Source organism: Rufibacter sp. JT20002 (genome assembly GCF_056491185.1).
In genome coordinates, this window is record NZ_JBSZJY010000002.1 from 326,144 (window position 1) to 346,198 (window position 20,055).

Genomic DNA, 20,055 nt, shown 5'->3' on the forward strand with positions numbered 1-20,055 from the left:
GTCTAGTTTTAGAGTTGTAGCAGGTCGGTCATTCCGTAAATACCTTGGCGACCGGGTAACCACTCGGCTGCCAATAGAGCGCCGGAGGCAAACCCTTCTCTGCTTTGGGCAATGTGGTGTAGCTCAAAGGTATCGTTTTCTGAGGTGTATTGCACAATGTGAGTCCCCACAACTTCACCTTCTCTTTCAGAAACTACGCTTAAGAGCTCTGGTTCGTCAGAGACTTCATTTACCCATCCATGTTTTTCAGGAAAATGCTTCAGAATGCCATCAGCTATAGATAGGGCTGTTCCGCTGGGCTTATCCAGTTTATGCACGTGGTGAATCTCCTTCACCTGCACGCCATACTCAGGATACTGCTGCATCTTTTTGGCCACATATTCATTGAAGTGGAAGAAGAGATTCACGCCCACGCTGAAGTTAGAGGCATAGAAAAGGCTTGCCTGTTGCTCCTGGCACTTCTCCTTTATGAGAGGCAACTGCTGTAACCATCCGGTGGTACCCACCACTACTGGTATTTTCTTTTCAAAGCAGGTTAAGATGTTGCCAACCGCCGCATCGGGGCTGGTGAATTCAATGGCTACGTCCACCTGATCGGCCGTGTAGGAAGATAGTTTACCGGTATCTTCTACGGTAAGGGCCCCTACAATCTCATGACCTTTGGCCAAAGCCAAACGCTCAATTGTCTGGCCCATTTTGCCGTACCCAATGAGTAATATGCGCATAGTTTTATTTAAGGTTCAGTTGGAGGGAAAAACCAGCCGAGTAAGAGGGGGTACCGGCAATAGGTTGCCAAGTGGGTTTTAACTCAAGAGATAAGTCATCGCTGACATCAAAGGCTTTCAGGTGAGCATGCACGTGGGCCTCCATGACGTTAAGGCCCCAAGCTACTACTCCCAGGATAATGTCCAGGTCACGGTATTTCCGGAAAAAGTCCCGGGATCTACGAAGGTTAATAGTTCCCTGATCATTGGGTCTTCCTACGGCATAAGTGTTGCTGTCTGCGTACTGGTCTACAGTTTCAGCATTGCCATCAAGCCGTATATCCAGGGCTTCCTGAAATCCCTGGTACTTACGGTTGTTGTCATAAATGAAGTAGCCTATAACGGCACCAGTAGCGTAAATAAGCGGAACTTTCCAGTAACTTCTGTTATAAACCTGACCCAAACCAGGTAGAATGGCAGAATAGAAAGCAGCTTGAGCAGGCTTACTCCATCTTCCAATGGCTTCCTTCAAGTGTTTTGGGCGACCAAGCTTGGTACTATCTAAAACTACGGGAGAAGTAGCAACTTGAACAGAATCTGGTCCGGTAGTAATTACTTGCGCCGAGGCAGTTAAAGAATAGCTACATGAAAGGACTAGGAAGAAGAACAGGGCCGCTAGCTGCCGCATGTTAGGCGTAGTTTAAGATTTCCAGAATACGGTTCAGCTCATCTACAGACACAAACGGGATTTTGATTTCCCCTTTGCCCTCTGGAGAGGCTTTCACGTGAATACGGGTTCCAAAATAGGAAGACAATCTTGATTCCACGCGTTTCACTTCGTTTTCTAACGGATGAAGATCTAGTTTGGTCTGTGGGTCTGGCTTTTTGTTTGCCAGGTTGATGTTACGCACCAATTCCTCCACTTTACGCACCGACAGTTCTTCGTTTACAATCTTGCGGTACACCTCCAGCTGTTTCTCCACGTCGTCAATGTTGATGACGGCGCGGGCGTGACCCATTGAAATCAGGTTGTCTCTGATCCCAATCTGGATGTCTGGCGGTAACTTTAGCAAGCGCAGATAATTGGTAACTGTGGTCCGCTTCTTGCCCACGCGTTCACCCAGTTCCTCTTGCTTCAGGTTACATTCAGAAAGCAAGCGCTGGTAGCTCAAGGCAATCTCTATGGCATTGAGGTTTTCCCGCTGAATGTTCTCAATCAAGGCCATCTCCAGCATCTGCTGGTCATCGGCCTTGCGGATGTACGCAGGAATAGTCTCTAATCCAGCAAGCTTGGCGGCTTGGTAACGGCGCTCCCCCGAAATAAGCTGATAAGCATCGGCACTTAACTGCCGGACCGTGATGGGCTGGATAATACCCTGAATGCGGATAGACTCAGCCAATTCTTCCAGCGCCACTTGGTCAAAGTGGGTACGCGGCTGGAAAGGGTTGGTCTCAATCTGGGTTAATTTGATATCTGCGATGGTGTTGACAGCGCTAAGGGTGGATGATGTTTCTTCTGTTGATTCTGCTGGGGCTTTACGATCATATTGCCCTGTGATAAGGGCATTGAGGCCTCTTCCAAGGCCTCCTGCTTTCTTTTTGGCTGAATTATCAGACATGTAGGTATTTTAGTCTTATGGTACTATTGGGCAACTGCCACACCGTTCTTCTCCACAATTTCACGTGCCAGGTTCAGGTAGCTGATGGCTCCCTTACTTTCGGCATCGTGGAGAATGGCCGGTACTCCAAAGCTAGGAGATTCACTCAACTTCACATTTCTTGGAATGATGGTGTCAAACACCATCTGCTGGAAGTGCATTTTCACTTCCTCTACCACCTGGTTTGAAAGGCGCAGACGCACATCATACATGGTCAGCAACAAGCCTTCAATTTCCAGGTCTGGATTCAACCGCGACTGGATGATCTTGATGGTGTTCAGGAGCTTTCCTAATCCTTCCAAGGCGAAGTACTCGCACTGCACCGGAATGATCACCGAGTCAGCGGCAGTCAGGGAGTTCACCGTGATAAGACCAAGAGAAGGAGAGCAGTCAATAATGATGAAGTCATACTTCTCTTTGAGAGGCACTAACACCTGCTTCATTTTCTCCTCGCGGTTAGGCAGGTTGATCATCTCCACCTCAGCCCCTACCAAGTCAATGTGCGAAGGGATCAGGTCCAGAAAATCAATAGGAGAGGTCAGGATGATGTCTTCGGTTTTTACGCCGTCCACCATGCACTCGTAGATGCTGTTCTCAATGTCTTTCGGGTCAAACCCGATGCCTGAGGTGGCGTTGGCCTGCGGGTCAGCATCTACCAACAGGGTTCTATATTCTAAAGCGGCTAAGCTGGCTGCCAGGTTTATGGCCGAAGTGGTTTTCCCTACTCCACCTTTCTGGTTGGCAACGGCAATTATCTTTCCCATTGTACAGGTTACAGTTCTATGGTTTGACCAATCTCCATCAAAATCAATTCCTTCTGCTGGCGCCGGGCTAGTTCCAGGGCCTCCACATGATCAATCTCTATGTACGGGAAGGTATCATAATGCATCCCGATGATTCTTTTTGTATTTACGTAATTGGCGGCTACCAATGCATCTTCCACATCCATGGTGAAATTGTCACCGATAGGTAGCAGCGCAAAATCAATCTTGTAGCGGTCGCCAATCAGTTTCATGTCCATGTGCAGGGCCGTGTCCCCGGCAAAGTAAAACGTCTTCTCGGCGCTTTCAATCACAAAACCAGCGGCAGTGCCGGCGTACGTGCCATCAGGGAAAGAGCTGGAGTGGATGGCGTTCACCATTTTCAGCGTCCCGAAAGGCAAATGCACCTTGCCGCCGGTGTTCATAGGGTGAACGTTCTCAATGCCCTTTTTCTGATACCAGCTCACAATCTCAAAGATGGCCACAAGCGTAGCTCCGGTTTTCTTCAGAAGGTATTCAGCGTCTGCTACGTGGTCACCATGCCCGTGGGAGAGCAGGATGTAGTCGCACTCAATAGAATCAAGATCAATCTCTGAGGCTAAAGGGTTGGGGGAAATGAAAGGATCAAAAAGTACTTTGGTGTCTCCAATTTCGAAGAGAAAGCAAGATTGTCCGTAATAAGTGATTTTCATCTGTGTTTGGCCAGGGTTGACGTTGAACTACAAGATTAAGCATACGCTTTTACAAAGATAAGGTAATTTGAAGTGACTTTGAACCCCGACTTATTAACACTTTCAGGTTATTTATCCCCATTTTCAGGTAAAATCTGGGTTTGTTGACTGGTTTAAGAAAAATAGGGTAGAAGCCTGATCTTTATCTTTTTAGCCCTTTCGGGAAAGAGCCTTGATGATACTGATCCTTTAAGTTCTGAGTCCCCTGTTATGAGGCTGTTTCGGGTATTCTGAGCCTAAAACCTAGATTGGATTAATCTTTCACTAAGGGCAATTCTCAAGGTTTGAACTAGTTGAAACTTTGATCTAAATCTGGTAATTAAACGCTTGTTTTGGTGTTCTTACTAGGTTTAAGAACCTAAAATATCAGTTTCAAGCCATGTTTTGTCTAAGAGGGCCTAAAATGGATGTTTGAGCTAAATCCTTAAATGCAAGAGGGAGAAAGGAGCTTTGCAGAGGTCCCTTGACAATGGGGTAATCCTGGTTTGATGAGCAATCCCAAGGACCCTAAAGCTTTTCAGATCAAGCGATTTTTATTAAAGTTGCCTTGTAGTTGATGTTGTATAATCCATGTGAAATAAAGGGAGTTATGGTTTCGTGTTTGTCGACTAGTAACAAAAAAAGCCCGGCTTAACCGGGCTTTTTTTGTATGAGGGGTGATGTTCTTATTTAGTGCCTTTCTTACGTTTTGCCTCTTGTTCAGCGGCCACTTTCATGGCTTCCTGCAAGCGCTTCTGGAAGCCGCCTTTCGGCTCTTTCCCTTTGTTCTTCTCTTGATATTCTTCCAGGTTCTTCCGGATCTTAGCGTCGTCTACGAAGCGTCTGATCAAGGCCTGCTGCCCGAAAGTAACAATGTTAGACACGAAGTAATAGAAGCTCAGACCGGCTGGGAAACTGTTCAAAACGAACATGAAGATAACAGGCATCAGGTACGAGTAAAACTTCATTGGTCCCTGCACGGTGCTTACCTGGTTGTTAGACCACGTGTACAGGATGGTAGACGCTGTCATCAACAAAGTAAACATACTCACGTGGTTTCCATAGAACGGGATAGTGAACGGCAGCTGCGCGAACACATCATACGTGCTCAGATCATGCGCCCACAAGAACGGCTCCTGGCGAAGTTCAATAGAGTTAGGGAAGAAGTTGAACATTGCGAACAGGATAGGCATCTGCAGCAACATAGGGATACAGCCACTCATTGGGTTCACGCCCATTTTAGAGTAGAGCGTCATGGTCTCGGCCTGTGTCTTCTGCATGTCCCCCTCGTTCTTCTCCTTGATCACGTCAATCTCTGGCTTCAACACTTTCATCTTGGCCATGGAGATATATGACTTGTAGGTCAGCGGACTTAAGATCAGCTTAATGTACAATACCAGCAAGATGATGATGATACCATAAGACGGTACAAAATCTTCCAGGAAGTCAAAAGCAGGGATAATCAGGAGCTTGTTCACCCAGGAGAAAATACCCCATCCTAGTTCCAAGTTTCTGTCAAACCCTTCGGTAACATTCTTCAATACATCATAGTCGTTAGGACCGAAGAAGTACGTGAAGGTAGCCTTACCTCCCAAAACATCCTGTACCGGAATAGACAGTCTGGATTTCAAGGTTTTTACCTGCGTAGTGTCTGCTTCATTCAAAGTACTGCTTACCTCAGCGTTGGCAAAGGTATTCTGGGCAATGATGGCAGCCGTGAAGAAGTTCTGCTTGTTAGCCACCCATTTCACAGGCTCCTCCAACTTCTCGGTCTCCGTTTCGGTGGCGCTGGCCGATAGGTTGTCAAAGCTTTCGTCAGCGGTGTAGAAGTTGATGGTAGAGTGGCTGCGGTTCTGCTTGATGTCTTTCTCCAGGCGTTTCAGTTGATCTGTCCAGGTAAGCATGACCGGCTGTTGCGCCACCAGGCTTTCCATACCCCGGAAATTCAACTGGTAGCCCACTTGATAAGCATCTTCCTGCAAGGTGTACACCTGCTCAATAGATTGGCCCGGCGCCACCTGCGCAGTAAACGTGATGGACTTTGCTGGCTTGTCATTTACGGTCAGGTTAGTAACCGCGGATGGCTGGAAAAACAGGTCAGACAAACTAACGGTGCGGCCATCTCTGGTCTGGAAGCTGAATTCCTGCTGGCTTGTCTGGGTGTCAAACAGAATCAGAGGCTTTTTGTCCCAGGTTTTATAGTTCTTCAGTTCTACTTCCTCTACCTTACCTCCTTGGCTGCCCAGGGATACCCGCAACACCTGGTTTTCAAGGGAAACGGTTTGGTTTTGACCAGTGGCCAGGGCTCCAAAAGGCCCTAACTGAGCCACTCGCTCAGCAGTAGCCACAGAGTCATTGATGGTAGGTTTGGTTGCGGCCGCAGCCGTAGTTGGTTTAGATGCTTGTGTTGCCGGCTTTTGCTCCGGACCTTTCATAAAGAAAATACTGTACACCAGTATGAGAGCGGCAATTAGGCCCATGCCTATTGCGGAATTTTTATCCATAAGTGATAAGAAGGGTTATTTGTTTCTGTTTTTAGACTGTGTGATGGCCGCTTTGATGAACCGAACAAACAGTGGGTGAGGGGCCAGCACCGTGCTTTTCAGTTCTGGGTGGTACTGGGCCGCCACAAACCAAGGGTGGTTCTGCAACTCTATCACCTCTACCAAGCCAGTATCTGGGTTGATACCCGAAGCCACCATGCCGGCGTCTTCAAAAGCTTTCAGGTACTGGTTGTTGAATTCATAGCGGTGGCGGTGACGCTCAGAGATATGGCTCTTGCCATAGGCGTGGTGTGCTTTGGAGCCTTTTTTAAGGTCGCAGATATAGGAGCCTAAGCGCATGGTACCCCCTTTTTGGGTGATGTTCTTCTGCTCCTCCATCATGTCAATAACAGGATAAGGAGTAGTAGGGTTCATCTCGGTAGAAGCGGCATCTTTCAAGCCCAGCACATTACGGGCAAACTCCACGGCGGCGCACTGCATACCCAGGCAGATCCCGAAGAACGGAATGTTGCTTTCACGCACGTAGCGGATGGCCTCCAGTTTACCTTCAAACCCGCGCTCGCCAAAGCCTGGTGCTACCAGAACTCCGTTCATGCCTTCCAAGTGCATGTGCACGTTTTCGGCGGTGATGAACTCAGACTGGATGGATTTGATGTGCACTTTGCATTCATTGGCCGCGCCTGCATGGATAAAGGCTTCAATAATGGACTTGTACGCGTCTGGTAGCTCCACGTATTTCCCAACAAGGGCAATGGTGATTTCTTCCGTAGGGTTCTTTAAACGGCCCAAGAACTCTTTCCAGGAGTCAAGGTCCACCTCTTGGCGGCTGGTGAGTTTCAGTTTCTTGATCACCCGCTCATCCAGCTTCTCCTTTTTCATGAGCAACGGCACATCGTAGATGGTGTCTGCATCCAGAGACTCAATCACGGAGTTAGTAGCCACGTTGCAGAACAAGGCAATCTTCCGGCGCATCTCGGCAGGGATAGGGTGCTCAGAACGGCATACCAGAATATCGGGCTGTACGCCAGACTCAGACAAGGCCTTCACCGAGTGCTGGGTTGGTTTGGTTTTCAGCTCGCCGGCGGCTTTCAGGTAAGGCAGAAGGGTCAGGTGAATCACCACGGTGTCATTGGGGTTTAAATCCCAACGCAACTGACGCACCGATTCAATAAAAGGCAACGATTCAATATCGCCTACGCAACCGCCAATCTCGGTAATGACCACGTCAAACTCACCGGTTTCGCCCAAGGCAAGCATGCGGCGCTTGATCTCGTCGGTGATGTGAGGCACTACCTGTACCGTCTTGCCCAGGTAAGCACCCTGGCGCTCTTGGGTAATAACGTTGTGGTAAATTCGGCCGGTAGTTACGTTGTTGGCCTGAGAAGTAGGGGTATTCAGGAAACGCTCATAGTGGCCTAAGTCCAAATCGGTCTCTGCCCCATCTTCGGTTACATAGCACTCGCCGTGCTCATAAGGATTAAGCGTACCCGGATCAATGTTGATATAAGGGTCAAATTTTTGGATGGTTACTGAGAAGCCTCTCGCTTGCAGAAGTTTAGCCAATGAAGCGGAGATAATGCCTTTCCCTAGTGAAGAAGTCACACCTCCCGTAACGAAAATGTATTTAGCAGAAGCCATAAGTAGTGTTTGTCTTATGGACTGCAAAGTTACTCTAAATTATTGGAACGGGCGGGAAAATGTTTGGCTTTACCAAGAAAGTCAAGCGCCTTGAACCCAGTTCTCCGTTTTGTGGCGGTTTTAGGAAAACAGGATCTAAAATGCCATAGTCTAATAGGAGCCCGGCAGAAGACCTTTACTGGGAGGGAGCTTTTTGGGCTAGCTTAGTTCCTTTTAAGGAAGTCCTGCAGCCGCTGGCCCATTTCCTGGAGCGTCAGCAGCACGGCCTCTTGTTGGATGCGTCTCCTGGCTTCCTGCTGATCTACCTCGTTTTCTTTTTTCTGACTGAGGGTGTCTTTGGTGATAATGGCAGAAAAAGGAACGATGCCGGTTCTTACGTCCAAAAGGAGTGCTTGGGTGGTGGCGAAGGCTTTGATGTCTGACTTGGAAAACAGCTTGTATTGGGCGTACACATCGTGGGTAGTGGAATAAACGAGCACCATGTCGGCCTGCATTCTTACGGCAGCTTCCCGCAGTCCGGTGAAAGAGGTGGGCTGGGGCAGCAGTAAATCAGGCACAATGGTTACCTTGGTCACCTTCCCGGATCTTTTCAACTGATCCTCCAGCAGATCGGTATAGGCTTGCTGGCTTTTCTGATAGGTTTCATCATTCCATTGGTACCTTTTCATCGAGGCATTTTCCAGGTTCACTAAGGCAACCCGCAGCGTTTCGGGTAACTGGTACGGGCGGCTCAGGATTCGCTGGATATTCTCCTCGGAAATGGTAGAGGCCTTATCGGCGAACAGAGATTGGGTCAAAGGATCCTGGAAGGTGATGAGCCCGTGTTGTTCTAAGGATGGTCTCACCTCTGGTTGGGTAACAGTACAGGCGCTCAGCAGAAGGCAAGAGAGTACAGCGGCAAGGTTTTGTTTCATGGGTGTTTTGCGCAAAATGACCTTAAAGCAGTGAACGTCTGCCTGGTAAATACCTTAAATGTAAGCAACTACTGTTCTATCCAAATGATGGAGTTTCCGGTGCCATACTCATTCTGTTCCCAAAGTTTATTGCCTGGGTCAATGATCCATTCTCCGTCCACAAAGAATTTATAGCGGTTTTTGCCTACAGGTAAGTGGACATCAAAAAACCAGTCATTGCCTTCTTTTCTCATGAGCAGGGCCTTAGGGTCCCAATTGTTGAAGTCCCCAGCAACGTAGGCCGCTTTGGCTTTGCCGTAGTTCTTTAACCGGAAAGTATAGTTGGGGGAGATAATGAGGTAAGAGTTACCTGTCCCTTCGGAGTTGTCCACTTTCAACGAGTTGGCCGGGTCCAGAATCCATTTGCCATCCACCTTAAACTTATAGGAGTAGTTTCCTGGCCCAATAGAGTACGGTAGCTCCCACCCGGTAGGGGTTTTCTTCATGGGCAACTCAAAATCACGCCAGTTGTTGAAAGACCCCGCCAAAAATACCTCCTTGGCCGAGGTGTAACCGTCTAACTTGAACAAGCGGGGTTTTCCAACCCGCAGGATGGAGTTGACACTGTTGTGTTCATTGGGAACGGTCTCTGGGTTTGTGGGGTCATGGTGCCAATCTCCGTCCACAATGTATTTATAGATGTGGGTGCCCTGGGCTAAATACAGGGGCAGTTCCCAGCCTTTGGCGGTTTTGGTCATCAGGAGGTCACGTTCACGCCAGTTGTTGAAAGAGCCCGCCAAAAAAACGCGTTTGGCATTCAAGTACCCCGGAAGCCTGAAAACCGTGTTGGTCTTGTAATAAACAGAATTAACGTTTCCTTCGCCATCATTCTCCCGCAGCTGGTTATCGGTGTCAATGGTCCAGTTACCGTCCACTACAAACTTGTACCAGTGCTTACCGGCCCTCAGGGGTACGCGGGCAACCCAACCACTATCGGTTTTAACCATGGCCTGTCTATCTAAGGACCACTCATTGAAAGTTCCGGCAAGAAACACCTTCTTAGCTTGTAAAGCATTCCGGAGGTAAAAGGTGACGATGGAGTCTTGCTCAGGAAAAGTCTTTTTGTTTTTAAACCGGTTATAGCCTAAAACCACATTCTGGTTGATGACGGGGTAAAGGGCCCTCTCCTTAAAATCTTTGCCGCTGAAAATAATGCGGTCTACCGGATCCTTGATGTCTTCAAACACCATCAGCGGCTTGCTGAACACCACCACCTGGTTGTTGTTCTGCTCCAATTGCCAACCTTGCTGACGCAGGGAGTCGGTGGAGTTGGTCTGGAAGAAATGTTTTATACCAATATCGGTGAGGTTGAAGTGCACCAGGAAAGTGTCAAGATCTGCCGTGGAAATGTGCTTGTTCAGTTCAATAATCATTTTTCCGTCTTTGACGGAGTACTTTTTACCCGAGGCCTGGGCAAAGCTCTCTCCTTGCTGGGTAACTACCAATAAGATAGCGCACCAGCAGGTAATCAGCAGCCTTAGCCAGGTAACTCGGTGTGTGTTTATTTCCATATATACAATTCGCGCTTCACAAAATTAAAGCCTATTTTATTGTTATTAGCTGACAGGAAGTCAAAGCCTAATACCCCGTTTATACACCCATTGTAGGAGAAACAGGTATTCTCTAGGCTAGTGATCAGGACTGGCAGGGTGGCAATGTCCTGGTTGCCAAACCTGATGTTTTTCATAGTACCGCGCAGAGCCTCTATCTTCCGGTTACCGGTTCCACTTAGCATAACCCTACCCGTAATATCTACGTTTTCAAACACCTTATTGGGCAGACGGCTGTCCAGAATGTTGGTTTCGGCCCCGCAGTCAATGATGAAATCAACTTTCTTGCCAGCCATTTCGGTATGGGCAATGATGCGGTTGTCTTTCAGGTCAATGGGAATGGTGTTATACAAAGAGGTGTCCTGCAATTGGGTGCTGCGGTACGTCTCACTTTCTTTTTTGCCGATTTTGTGCAGGTAAATCAAGCTTCGTTCATAGTCTATGATCATTTCGCACTGCCTGAACAACTCCATTCCCAGCAGCCCCAGTATTTTAACACCCTTGGTGTTCTCTAAGTGCCCCAAACTGATTAAATCTGCTTTCGCCCGGGTGTACTGGAGCGTACCCAGGGTGAAATTCTTGACAATGGTTTTTACCACCATAGGGGAGGAGCCCGTCACGCTGGTTCTTTGGGCATTGGAGTCCTTGATCTTGGGGTAATCCCGGAAGTAAGTAATATTGAGTACCAGGTTTTGGGCCCCGGAATCCAGAATGAAGCTCCCGGAGGTGGTATCGGCGCGAGCCTGGATCAAGATAAGGTTCCCGGCGCGGGTAAAAGGGAGTACGCAGGAGGTAGAATCAGGTCCGGCGAAAAGGTAGGGAAGCGAAAAGGAGGATAATAAATGCTTGCCCACTGGCCAGGAAAGTTTGGGCGACCGTACCTCTCCAGCATCCCGGACGGGTTTCGCTTTCAGTGGAAGGCTCCCACCACTCAACAGGAACAACCCTACCAACATCACCAAAAAAAAGCGGAGGTACACACGCATATAGAAATACAATCGCTTTATGCAATTTTAATCAGGAGCCAGGAATATCGCAGGATAGGGGGGTACCAGAGCAAAGTAGCACAAAAGATAGCAAAAACTTTATATTGTTTTTGCCTTTGTTTTATAAAAGTGAGGGAAAAACAGAAAGATGAATCCCTCATTTTCCGAAATAGGTTTTCGAACTCTTTCTTCTAAGCAAAGTTTTATGAGAAGAGGCTTACAATTAAAACAAAATTGCTTTGTGTGAATACAAAAGGCAAAAAGTCAGTCCTTGTTTTAGAAGCGTTTCCAAGAAAACACCTGTAAAATAAGGACTGACTCTTCTGCAATTTTATTGAATGCGCCTATTGATCTTTTCGAACATATCGGCTCCTTTTCTCCAAGAGTTCTAATACCTTTTTACTGCGTTAGCGAGGCAGAGGTCATGATGGTGACAAGAGTAAGGACCGTAAGTCCTGCCCCTATGGCAGCTTTCCCTATTTTTCTTTTATGAGCTTGGGCCCGGTAACCACTTTGATAATATTGATTGGACAAGAGCGTAGGGTTGGGGACTTCCTTGGGGTTCACTTTGGGCGGAATGGCGGCCACCAATATAGTGCCCGGAAGCCCCAATAAGAGAGTAGCTCCCATAGAACCTAAGACTGCGTTCACCCCTTTGTAGTAAAGTTTGGCATCTTTCTGCCCTAACTGGTACAGATCAGAAGAAGATAACACCACTGTGTCGGAGTTAGAACTAGGAGTGACCGGCTGCATTAGTTCCTTTTCTCCATTGGCGAATTTTACCATAAACACCTCGCTTCGAGCTAGTGAGAGTACACTGTCAGCGTACATCTCTGGTTGGGTGTAATGAATCTGTGCCGGGGTAATCTCCTTTACTTTAGCCTTTATCTCTTCGCCAGATACTTTCAAAATCACGTCCTGTCCTAGGGCATGCTGGCAAATGAAAAGCAGGACAATCCCCAATACTCGAGTAAAATTTCTCATGATTTTAGTAGCAAAGTCGTTTATAGTTTTCTGGAGTTGAACCCGAATATCAAACTGAATCGCATGCCGCCTTTGCTCGGAACAAAGGCTAGGTTCACCGGGAAATTGATTCCTTCAGATTTGAAGTTGGTGCCCAGGGCAAACGCCAACCCCGCCCCGGCAGGAGATAAGTTTGGCCCCAGTCCAAACTCAAAGCCTTTAGGTCCTCTAAGCCCAACCAAGGCATTCACGCTGGGGATGAACTTGCCTTGTTCAAGGCCTCCAATCAAAGGAATCACTTCTCCTAAACCGGTCAAGCCCTTAGATGTGGTAAACAACTTGGTTTCAAATTGCCAGCCAAACTGGGTTAAGAAAGGGTTAACCCCGAACTCCTCACGGGCTCTGTCTGCCAAGGAACCAGAGATGATGGTAAACCCAAACCTAGGGCCGCTCAACTTCACCGGGGGCTGGAAAGCGGGGTCATTGTCGGGTATGCCATTTGCCGGAGAAGGGTTGGAAATAGCGGGAGTAGGAGAGGTAAACGTCTCTTTAGTTCCGTTGGCATACTTGATCATGAACACCTCCCTTTTCAGAAGGGAGATGATTGGTCCATCCAGGTAATCTGCTCTCTTGTACTTCACTAAGTCAGGGGTTAGTTCCAGAATTTTGGCGTTGATTTCCTCCCCATTCCGCTTGATGATGATGTCCTGCGCGTGCGCGGCAAAACAGGAGAAAAGAACAAAGAACAAGAGTAGCGTTTTTTTCATAAAGCTTTGGTTTTAGGTCACATAAGGGTGTAGTGAAGGTAGGTTTGTATAAAATAAAATAAATGCTATATTTAAGTAATCCTTACTTTGGAATTGGGTGGTTTTTAGTTTTATTATGTTGAATTTCAGTGAATTAACCTTTTGTTATAATACTTATAATTAATGCTTATAGGAGAGAGTATCTCTGACAGTAAACCATGGATGACCTGAAGATTACCATCTCTACCCTCTCTCCAGAAGATGTGAAGGAGTTTGCGTCTTTTATGAAGCGCCACCGGAAACAGAAGGATAGGAAGGATGTAGAGTTGTTTAAGGTGTTGCTTCAGAAACAAAAACTAAGTCCGCAGCAAATCATGGCCAAGCTGTATCCGGAGGAGGAAAACCCATCGGCGTATTACGCCCTCCGGAAACGACTTATGCAGCATCTTACCGACTTCATTGTCTTGAAGCGCATGCAGGAAGACCCTACGGCGGGGTCCAGCATTTTGGGGGCGCTTTCTATGGCACGCTACCTTTTTGACGCGAGGGCAGACCGGTTGGCCTGGAACCTGCTCCGAAAAGCCGAGCATTTGGCCTCTTCCAATGAGCAGTTTGATCTTCTGAATTCAGTGTATAACCTTCAAATAGAGAAGGCAGACAGTGAGTTTGCAGACGATTTGGAGGAAATCATTCAAAAACGAAACCAGAACAAAGCCGCCGCCGATGAAGAGGAGCGGGCCAATATTGCCAGTAGCATTATCTCCAAACGACTTGAACTGTCCCGTCAACAGGGCAGGGACCTGGAGTTTGGGGCTACCATCCAAACTGTTCTGCAAACCTATGGGCTTACTCAGGCAGTAAGTCAGCGGCCCGCCTTGTTCTTCAAACTGATGTCCATTGCCCGCACCGCGGTGTTGGCCCGGCAGGATTATTACTCCTTTGAACCTTATATAATAGAGCGCTACCGGTCCGTGGCTCCCCATCTGGGTTTTTCCAAGCCACAGCACCAATTCTATAAAACCAGGTTGCTGTACATGATTGCCCACGTACTCTATCGTAACCGTAGATTCTCTCAGTCAAATCAATACTTGGCAGAGATGTATGGGGTGCTGGAAGGGCAGGGCAGAAGCTATTTTAATTTGTTTTACCCTAGATACCTCTTTCTGAAAACCGCCAATGAAGCGTTTGAGAGGAACCTGGCCCAAGCCATCCATCTTTTGGAGGAGCTGATTCATTCTAAAACCATTTCCCTTTCGCCCCGCGACCTGCTGACCGCTCGTTTGGGATTAAGCTTTCTTTATTTTGCAAGTGACAATTACCATAAGGCAAACAACATGCTGGTGTACATCCACCATTCAGACAAATGGTGCGCTAAAATAATGGGGAGGGAATGGGTGCTGAAGAAGAACCTGGGCGAGTTGATTATCCAATATGAGTTTGGCAACTTGGACATTGCCCTTGATAAAGTGAAGGCCATCCAGCGTACGTACCAAGACTTGCTTACTCAACCAGGCTACCAAAATGCAGCTTCCTTCCTGCAACTCATTCAACACTTGATTCTCCAGCCAGATATGGCCACCAGAAAAGCTTTTCTACAGCAGGTGGAGAGTCTATTGCAGTTTGCCCCGGCGGCCGAACAGGAAGACCTGCAAGCTATGAGTTTCTACGCTTGGCTAAAGGCTAAAATGCAAGGGCGAAAGTATTATGATGTATTACTGGAGCTAACCCACGCACTTTAGGAAAAGCAATCAGCCTTTAAGGATTCAAACAGAAATTGAACCGTTCTTAATCGCATAAGGGCATCCATAAAAAAAAATCCGCTTTCACTCTGTTTTCATGAAAAGCAGGCGAAAGCGGGTTTTTTTTATTCTGTAGATTAAGCTTTGAAAGTAGTTAAGGCATTAAGGATGGCGGTAATCATCTCATTGGTGAGGTCCAGGTGGGTTACAAACCTGATTTTCTGTGGCCCGAAGGAGGTAGCCAGAATACCTTTTTCTTCCAGGTAGCTCAGGAAACCGTTCATGTTGACCTCGGGGGCTAAGGTGAAGATGACAATGTTGGTGTCTACCGGCATTACCTCGGTGACATAGGAGGCTTGCTGCAACGCGTTTCCAATCTGGGTAGCCCGGTCATGGTCTGTCTGTAGGCGATTAATGTTGTTTTGAAGGGCATAAAGACCCGCAGCCGCCAAAAAGCCTGCCTGGCGCCAACCGCCGCCTAAAACTTTTCTTACCCGTTTCGCCTGCTCAATAAGGGGTTTCGGCCCCAAGAGCAAAGAACCCACGGGCGCGCCCAATCCTTTGGACAAGCAAATAGAGATGGTGTTGAAATAACGGCTATACTCCCGGGCGTCATCCCCCGAAGCCACCAAGGCATTGAACACCCGCGCCCCGTCTAAGTGCAGGGCGATGTTGTTTCGGTGGCAAACCTCAGAAATGGCGGCAATTTCAGAAACCGTGTAAAAAGAACCTCCGCCTTTGTTGCAGGTGTTTTCCAGCGAAACCAGGCTGGTCACCGGAAAGTGGATGTTGTCTGGATTGATGCAGGCCTCTACCTGCTCTGGGGAGACTTTGCCGCGGACCCCGTCAATCAACTGCACCGAGGCCGCCGAGTTAAACGCAATGCCGCCCACCTCATAGACATAGATGTGGCTGGAACGATCGCAGACCACCTCAGAAAGCGGCTGCGTGTGCATTTTGATAGCGATCTGGTTTGTCATGGTGCCGGAAGGGCAGAAAAGGCCCGCTTCCATGCCAAACAAACTGGCGCCGTACGCCTGTAACTCGTTCACGGTGGGGTCCTCGCCGTACACGTCATCGCCTACCTGGGCCTGAAACATGGCTTCCAGCATGCCTGGTGAAGGTTTGGTAACGGTATCGCTGCGGAGGTCAATCAAAGGAATCATGTGTTTTTTTAAGCTGAACTATTGAGAATGTAAAAGTAATAACTTACTTTTGCGATTCAATTTTAAATATTGACCGATGGCAGTTACTAGATTAAAAAGAAAAGACCGTAAGAATAAAGCAAGACAGAACAACAAGACGCGCGTGATCAAGCAATTGTTGTCTACTCCGGTAATTAAAAACGTGGATATTGAAGAGCTGAAAGCTCGTTTCACTACCGCTCCAGCCGCCAACGCTGAAGTTGCAGCCGCTGAGTAATTCTGCGTTTTTTCGTTCGCCTACTGCCTTTCGGCAAACTGTACGCGATTACTCTTACTACACGATAGTTGAAAGTGTAACCTCTATTGGTTACACTTTTTTTATGCCCTTTTCCCAAGCTCTATCACCTGCAGCTTCTGCACTTTTCCTTCTTCCACCTCAAACCGCATCATGGTCCGCATCTGGTGAAAGCCGTGCCTTCCGGCCGCGCCGGGGTTGAGATGCAGTAAGTTGCCATGCTTGGGGTCTTGCATCACCTTAAGTATGTGGGAGTGCCCGCAGATAAAGAGGCCTGGCGGGTTTTCTTTGATAATAGCACGTACTTCAGGTGCGTATTTACCAGGGTAGCCGCCAATGTGGGTCATGAGCACATCCAACCCAACGCAAGTGAACCTTAGATTCTTAGGGTGCAAAGCGCGCACGTCACCCGCATCAATGTTTCCGTATACCCCTCGCACCGGTGCTACTTGGGCCAACCTTTCAGAAACTGCTGCTGTCCCAAAATCTCCGGCATGCCAGATTTCATCACATCCCTGCAGAAGCGCCAGAATACGGTCATCCAGGTAACTGTGGGTGTCTGAGAGCAGGCCAATTTTCATAAGGAGTGATTGAGTTTTTGGTTGAATGAGAAATACGGGTAGAATTAGGTTTTAAGCCAATTATCTGGAAAATAAGGCAAAAATAGCTTTAACTATTGCCTATCAATCTCTTCACTTTCCTATCTTTCCATTCACTCCTCCACTCAATCACTCCTTTAATAATCTATTTTCCCCAAGTCTCGGGTTGTTGGCGCCATTGCTCCAAGGTGGTGATGGCTTCTTGGGAGATGTAGCCCTGGGTGGCGGCGGTTTCCAGAAGGGCGTTGTAGTTGCTCAGGCACACAGTGGGGATACCAGCAGCGGCGAAATTTTCATCGGCTTGGCTGAAACCATAGGTGAAAATGGCGGCCATTCCTATGACCTCGCCTCCGGCAGCCTGAACTGCTTTCGCAGCTTTCAAAGAAGAGCCTCCGGTAGAGATGAGGTCTTCAATCAGTACTACCCGCTGGCCATTCTCTAATTTTCCTTCAATTTGGTTGCCCATCCCATGGCTTTTTGGTTCGGGGCGTACGTATAAGTACGGCAAGTTCAGTATATCTGCTACTAAAGCACCCTGGGCAATACCCGCAGTAGCAACACCGGCAATGGCCTGAACCCCCGGGAACTGGTCCTTAAGGGCCTGCGCTAAAGCATTTTTAATGAATGAACGAATATGCGGAAAAGAAAGCGTCACGCGGTTATCGCAGTAAATAGGGGAGTTCCAGCCGGAGCTCCATTTAAACGGCTGCTCGGGCCGAAGACGCACTGCTTGGGTTTCAAGGAGGTAAGCCGCAATCTGGGCGGCGGTTTCTGTGTGTGGCATGGGCGAAATTACACAAATAGTAGTAATCTTTTCCTTGTCAGCACGGCTTGTGCCCTATGAAAATTCTTTCTTATTTTGTACCTCTTTATTCGCCTTACATAAGCGACAACTTCATGAATGTCTTTATCAACGACATCCCACTGATTATTAAAAAAAGCAGTGAAAAGATCTTTAAGCACAAATACGATTTAGTGCTCGGTAAAGACGATCAGTTTACTTCCAAGGACCTGGTGGGCGATGTGCTGATCCGCGATGTGGATTCAGCCTTGATTGACCGCTTAGTGCGGCTCATGGAGGTTAAGAAACTCAAGAAATTGGAGTCTCTTACACTGGTCACCGATAAAAAGAAGAAACTGATTGCCCACCTTAAAGATCAGTTCAAGATAATCAAAGCGGCCGGCGGCCTGGTGATTAAGGACGGAAAAATCCTGATGATCTACCGGTTGGGCATGTGGGACCTTCCAAAAGGCAAGATTAAAAAGTCTGAGCCAACAGAACTGGGGGCTTTGCGCGAGGTAGAGGAGGAGTGTAATATCAAAGTGGCCATCACTGGTGAGCTGCCCAATACCTGGCATTCCTACGCTTATAAAGGAAATAAGATCCTGAAGAAAACCAGCTGGTTTACCATGCAATGCCTGGAAGATACCTACATGAAACCTCAGGCAGAGGAGTTCATTGAGGAAGTCCGTTTCATGACCCCAGACGAGGTGTTGGAGGTGCTACCGGAGTCGTACACCTCTATTCAGTTTGTGATCCGGGATTATTTGCAGGCAATGAAGAAAGGCTAAAGGGGATAAACTCCTGCACGTTTCCGCCAAACCGGTGAATTTCCCTGATAATAGAGGAGTTGATGGCCGCCAGAGATGGAGAGGTAATCAAAAACACTGTTTCCAGTTCCTGGTTGATGTGCCGGTTTGCCTGCGCTATGGTATTTTCGTACTCAAAATCAGTGGTGTTGCGTAGTCCTCTGAGCAGAAACTTGGCACCCACCTCTTTAGCAAAATCGGCGGTTAAGCCTTTGTAAGCCTGTACCCACACCTGCGGGTTGTCTTTGAAAACCCCTTCAATGATGCTAACCATCTCCTGCACCGGAAAATAACGGTTCTTGCTGCTGTTGTTCCCGATGGCAATGATGATGTTGTCAAACAATTCACAGCCGCGCTGCACCACATCAAAGTGTCCGTTGGTGAAAGGATCAAAGGAACCGGGGAAGATGGCGATGCGCTTCATAAGAGGACGGGTGAGTTGAACAGTGTTTTTTTTCAGCGGTGAAGATGCTGAAAATATTCTTTCCCTATACCCTTCAATCATCCAATTGTTTCCGCATCTGCTGATTTAAGCCCTTTTTTGGAAAACAGTCCCTAAACTGTAACCTATTTTCCTTTCACTTTTACGATTTGTAGGGGCAATCCCTTGTGGTTGCCCTTTAGTGTCCTGCACCTTGAAGGGAAACACAAGGATTTGCCCCTACATTCCCAAATCGTGTGCATAGTAAAAGCGTGTTTTTTGCCTCATTATGAAAGATAAAGCAGAAAACACGCTTTTTTTAGGGCTGTTGTAAGCTGAACCTAAATGGAAGGTGTTAAAACCTGGGCCTCGTTCACTGGAGCAACCAGCCGGAACCCGTTTCCGTGCACATTAATGATTTCTACGCCAGGATCTGCTTTCAGGTACTTCCGGAGTTTAGTGACAAATACATCCATGCTGCGGGCAGTGAAATAGTTGTCGTCTTTCCAGATCTTGCTTAAGGCTACTTCCCTGGGCAGGACGTCATTGAGGTATTGGCACAACAAGAGAAGTAACTCTGCCTCTTTCGGGGAGAGTTTCTGGGTTTCTTCGCCGCGCGTGATCAGGCGGGTTTTGAAGTTGAAATGGTAAGAACCCAATTGGAACTCGGTGGCGGTTGATTTCTCCGCAAAGGCGGGGGTATTCTTGCGCTGCAGAATGGCTTTCAGCTTGCAGAGCAGGATCTCAGAGTCAAAGGGTTTGGTGATGTAGTCATCGGCACCAATCCTGAAACCTTCCAGCATATCGGCTTTCATGGCTTTGGCGGTTAGAAAGATCACGGGCATGGCCGGATTCGCTTTTTTAATGTCCGCCGCCAGTGAAAACCCATCTTTCAAAGGCATCATCACATCCAGAATGCAACCGTCAAACGATTCTTTCTGGAACATGTGCAGACCCTGCATGCCATCTGTGCAAAGGGTCACCTCATAGTCATGCAACTCCAGGTAGTCTTTGAGAACCATTCCAAAATTGGGGTCATCTTCTACCAAAAGAAGGCGGGTGTCTGAATGGGCAGTCATGGGAAAATGCGGTT

20 protein-coding genes are annotated in these 20,055 nt (G+C 47.8%); 3 read left to right on the plus strand and 17 right to left on the minus strand.

Features of this window, described 5'->3' with window-relative positions; all coding sequences use genetic code 11:
* Positions 1-8 precede the first annotated feature (8 nt).
* The 12 genes from dapB to ACW9SV_RS10910 all read right to left on the minus strand — a co-directional run bounded on the left by dapB (position 9) and on the right by ACW9SV_RS10910 (position 13,194).
* On the minus strand, positions 9-725 hold the full coding sequence (dapB, locus tag ACW9SV_RS10855) for a 4-hydroxy-tetrahydrodipicolinate reductase (RefSeq protein WP_479556783.1): 717 nt from the start codon (positions 723-725) through the stop codon (positions 9-11).
* A gap of 4 nt (positions 726-729) precedes the next feature.
* Entirely contained in the window at positions 730-1,392 is a 663-nt protein-coding gene (locus ACW9SV_RS10860; RefSeq protein ID WP_479556784.1) for a DUF5683 domain-containing protein, read from the minus strand.
* A 1-nt stretch (position 1,393) separates the two neighbouring features.
* Entirely contained in the window at positions 1,394-2,323 is a 930-nt protein-coding gene (locus ACW9SV_RS10865; protein WP_479556785.1) for a ParB/RepB/Spo0J family partition protein, read from the minus strand.
* Between the two features lie 23 nt (positions 2,324-2,346).
* Positions 2,347-3,126: a ParA family protein gene (locus tag ACW9SV_RS10870; RefSeq protein ID WP_479556786.1), complete on the minus strand. Its 780-nt coding sequence runs from the start codon at positions 3,124-3,126 to the stop codon at positions 2,347-2,349.
* An 8-nt stretch (positions 3,127-3,134) separates the two neighbouring features.
* Positions 3,135-3,815: a metal-dependent hydrolase gene (locus tag ACW9SV_RS10875; RefSeq protein ID WP_479556787.1), complete on the minus strand. Its 681-nt coding sequence runs from the start codon at positions 3,813-3,815 to the stop codon at positions 3,135-3,137.
* Between the two features lie 704 nt (positions 3,816-4,519).
* Positions 4,520-6,337, minus strand: coding sequence for a membrane protein insertase YidC (gene yidC / locus ACW9SV_RS10880; protein ID WP_479556788.1), 1,818 nt, complete (start codon positions 6,335-6,337; stop codon positions 4,520-4,522).
* Between the two features lie 15 nt (positions 6,338-6,352).
* Entirely contained in the window at positions 6,353-7,975 is a 1,623-nt protein-coding gene (locus tag ACW9SV_RS10885) for a CTP synthase (RefSeq protein WP_479556789.1), read from the minus strand.
* 203 nt (positions 7,976-8,178) lie between these two features.
* Positions 8,179-8,889 (minus strand): hypothetical protein, encoded by a 711-nt coding sequence (locus ACW9SV_RS10890; RefSeq protein WP_479556790.1) that lies wholly within the window; start codon positions 8,887-8,889, stop codon positions 8,179-8,181.
* A gap of 68 nt (positions 8,890-8,957) precedes the next feature.
* Positions 8,958-10,439, minus strand: coding sequence for a glycogen-binding domain-containing protein (locus ACW9SV_RS10895; protein WP_479556791.1), 1,482 nt, complete (start codon positions 10,437-10,439; stop codon positions 8,958-8,960).
* Positions 10,430-11,464: an aspartyl protease family protein gene (locus ACW9SV_RS10900; protein ID WP_479556792.1), complete on the minus strand. Its 1,035-nt coding sequence runs from the start codon at positions 11,462-11,464 to the stop codon at positions 10,430-10,432. The genes ACW9SV_RS10895 and ACW9SV_RS10900 overlap by 10 nt, the downstream gene beginning before the upstream one ends.
* Before the next feature lie 399 nt (positions 11,465-11,863).
* On the minus strand, positions 11,864-12,448 hold the full coding sequence (locus ACW9SV_RS10905) for a hypothetical protein (RefSeq protein WP_479556793.1): 585 nt from the start codon (positions 12,446-12,448) through the stop codon (positions 11,864-11,866).
* A 20-nt stretch (positions 12,449-12,468) separates the two neighbouring features.
* Positions 12,469-13,194, minus strand: coding sequence for a hypothetical protein (locus ACW9SV_RS10910; protein ID WP_479556794.1), 726 nt, complete (start codon positions 13,192-13,194; stop codon positions 12,469-12,471).
* Between the two features lie 197 nt (positions 13,195-13,391).
* Here ACW9SV_RS10910 and ACW9SV_RS10915 point away from each other — a divergent pair, with 197 nt between their 5' ends.
* Positions 13,392-14,912 (plus strand): hypothetical protein, encoded by a 1,521-nt coding sequence (locus ACW9SV_RS10915; protein WP_479556795.1) that lies wholly within the window; start codon positions 13,392-13,394, stop codon positions 14,910-14,912.
* A 137-nt stretch (positions 14,913-15,049) separates the two neighbouring features.
* Here the strand turns inward: ACW9SV_RS10915 and ltaE are convergent, their stop codons facing one another.
* Positions 15,050-16,078, minus strand: coding sequence for a low-specificity L-threonine aldolase (gene ltaE, locus ACW9SV_RS10920; RefSeq protein ID WP_479556796.1), 1,029 nt, complete (start codon positions 16,076-16,078; stop codon positions 15,050-15,052).
* A gap of 76 nt (positions 16,079-16,154) precedes the next feature.
* On the opposite strand from ltaE, the gene ACW9SV_RS10925 reads away from it, so the two are divergent.
* A complete protein-coding gene (locus ACW9SV_RS10925) occupies positions 16,155-16,334 on the plus strand; it encodes a hypothetical protein (RefSeq protein ID WP_479556797.1) in 180 nt (59 codons plus the stop codon).
* Positions 16,335-16,435: 101 nt separating this feature from the next.
* On the opposite strand, the gene ACW9SV_RS10930 is transcribed toward ACW9SV_RS10925, so the two are convergent.
* Positions 16,436-16,933, minus strand: a complete 498-nt coding sequence (locus ACW9SV_RS10930; protein WP_479556798.1) for a metallophosphoesterase family protein — start codon at positions 16,931-16,933, stop codon at positions 16,436-16,438.
* A 163-nt stretch (positions 16,934-17,096) separates the two neighbouring features.
* Entirely contained in the window at positions 17,097-17,735 is a 639-nt protein-coding gene (gene pyrE, locus ACW9SV_RS10935) for an orotate phosphoribosyltransferase (RefSeq protein WP_479556799.1), read from the minus strand.
* 56 nt (positions 17,736-17,791) lie between these two features.
* Between pyrE and ACW9SV_RS10940 the strand changes: the two genes are divergently transcribed.
* Positions 17,792-18,523, plus strand: coding sequence for an NUDIX hydrolase (locus tag ACW9SV_RS10940; RefSeq protein WP_479556800.1), 732 nt, complete (start codon positions 17,792-17,794; stop codon positions 18,521-18,523).
* Here the strand turns inward: ACW9SV_RS10940 and coaD are convergent.
* Complete coding sequence (gene coaD / locus ACW9SV_RS10945; protein ID WP_479556801.1) at positions 18,474-18,965, minus strand: pantetheine-phosphate adenylyltransferase; 492 nt, start codon at positions 18,963-18,965, stop codon at positions 18,474-18,476. The genes ACW9SV_RS10940 and coaD overlap by 50 nt on opposite strands.
* Positions 18,966-19,303: 338 nt before the next feature.
* Positions 19,304-20,041, minus strand: coding sequence for a response regulator transcription factor (locus ACW9SV_RS10950; protein WP_479556802.1), 738 nt, complete (start codon positions 20,039-20,041; stop codon positions 19,304-19,306).
* Positions 20,042-20,055 lie beyond the last annotated feature (14 nt).

Bases quoted from the DNA above. Each gene is read 5' to 3' on its own strand.
- ACW9SV_RS10930 (WP_479556798.1), bottom strand. From the start codon at position 16,933: ATGAAAATTGGCCTGCTCTCAGACACCCACAGTTACCTGGATGACCGT.
- ACW9SV_RS10890 (WP_479556790.1), bottom strand. From the start codon at position 8,889: ATGAAACAAAACCTTGCCGCTGTACTCTCTTGCCTTCTGCTGAGCGCC.
- ACW9SV_RS10860 (WP_479556784.1), bottom strand. From the start codon at position 1,392: ATGCGGCAGCTAGCGGCCCTGTTCTTCTTCCTAGTCCTTTCATGTAGC.
- ACW9SV_RS10895 (WP_479556791.1), bottom strand. From the start codon at position 10,439: ATGGAAATAAACACACACCGAGTTACCTGGCTAAGGCTGCTGATTACC.
- ACW9SV_RS10915 (WP_479556795.1), top strand. From the start codon at position 13,392: ATGGATGACCTGAAGATTACCATCTCTACCCTCTCTCCAGAAGATGTG.
- pyrE (WP_479556799.1), bottom strand. From the start codon at position 17,735: ATGCCACACACAGAAACCGCCGCCCAGATTGCGGCTTACCTCCTTGAA.
- ACW9SV_RS10875 (WP_479556787.1), bottom strand. From the start codon at position 3,815: ATGAAAATCACTTATTACGGACAATCTTGCTTTCTCTTCGAAATTGGA.
- ACW9SV_RS10905 (WP_479556793.1), bottom strand. From the start codon at position 12,448: ATGAGAAATTTTACTCGAGTATTGGGGATTGTCCTGCTTTTCATTTGC.
- ACW9SV_RS10900 (WP_479556792.1), bottom strand. From the start codon at position 11,464: ATGCGTGTGTACCTCCGCTTTTTTTTGGTGATGTTGGTAGGGTTGTTC.
- ACW9SV_RS10870 (WP_479556786.1), bottom strand. From the start codon at position 3,126: ATGGGAAAGATAATTGCCGTTGCCAACCAGAAAGGTGGAGTAGGGAAA.
- ACW9SV_RS10865 (WP_479556785.1), bottom strand. From the start codon at position 2,323: ATGTCTGATAATTCAGCCAAAAAGAAAGCAGGAGGCCTTGGAAGAGGC.
- ACW9SV_RS10910 (WP_479556794.1), bottom strand. From the start codon at position 13,194: ATGAAAAAAACGCTACTCTTGTTCTTTGTTCTTTTCTCCTGTTTTGCC.
- ACW9SV_RS10940 (WP_479556800.1), top strand. From the start codon at position 17,792: ATGAAAATTCTTTCTTATTTTGTACCTCTTTATTCGCCTTACATAAGC.
- ACW9SV_RS10885 (WP_479556789.1), bottom strand. From the start codon at position 7,975: ATGGCTTCTGCTAAATACATTTTCGTTACGGGAGGTGTGACTTCTTCA.
- ACW9SV_RS10925 (WP_479556797.1), top strand. From the start codon at position 16,155: ATGGCAGTTACTAGATTAAAAAGAAAAGACCGTAAGAATAAAGCAAGA.
- yidC (WP_479556788.1), bottom strand. From the start codon at position 6,337: ATGGATAAAAATTCCGCAATAGGCATGGGCCTAATTGCCGCTCTCATA.
- dapB (WP_479556783.1), bottom strand. From the start codon at position 725: ATGCGCATATTACTCATTGGGTACGGCAAAATGGGCCAGACAATTGAG.
- ltaE (WP_479556796.1), bottom strand. From the start codon at position 16,078: ATGATTCCTTTGATTGACCTCCGCAGCGATACCGTTACCAAACCTTCA.
- coaD (WP_479556801.1), bottom strand. From the start codon at position 18,965: ATGAAGCGCATCGCCATCTTCCCCGGTTCCTTTGATCCTTTCACCAAC.
- ACW9SV_RS10950 (WP_479556802.1), bottom strand. From the start codon at position 20,041: ATGACTGCCCATTCAGACACCCGCCTTCTTTTGGTAGAAGATGACCCC.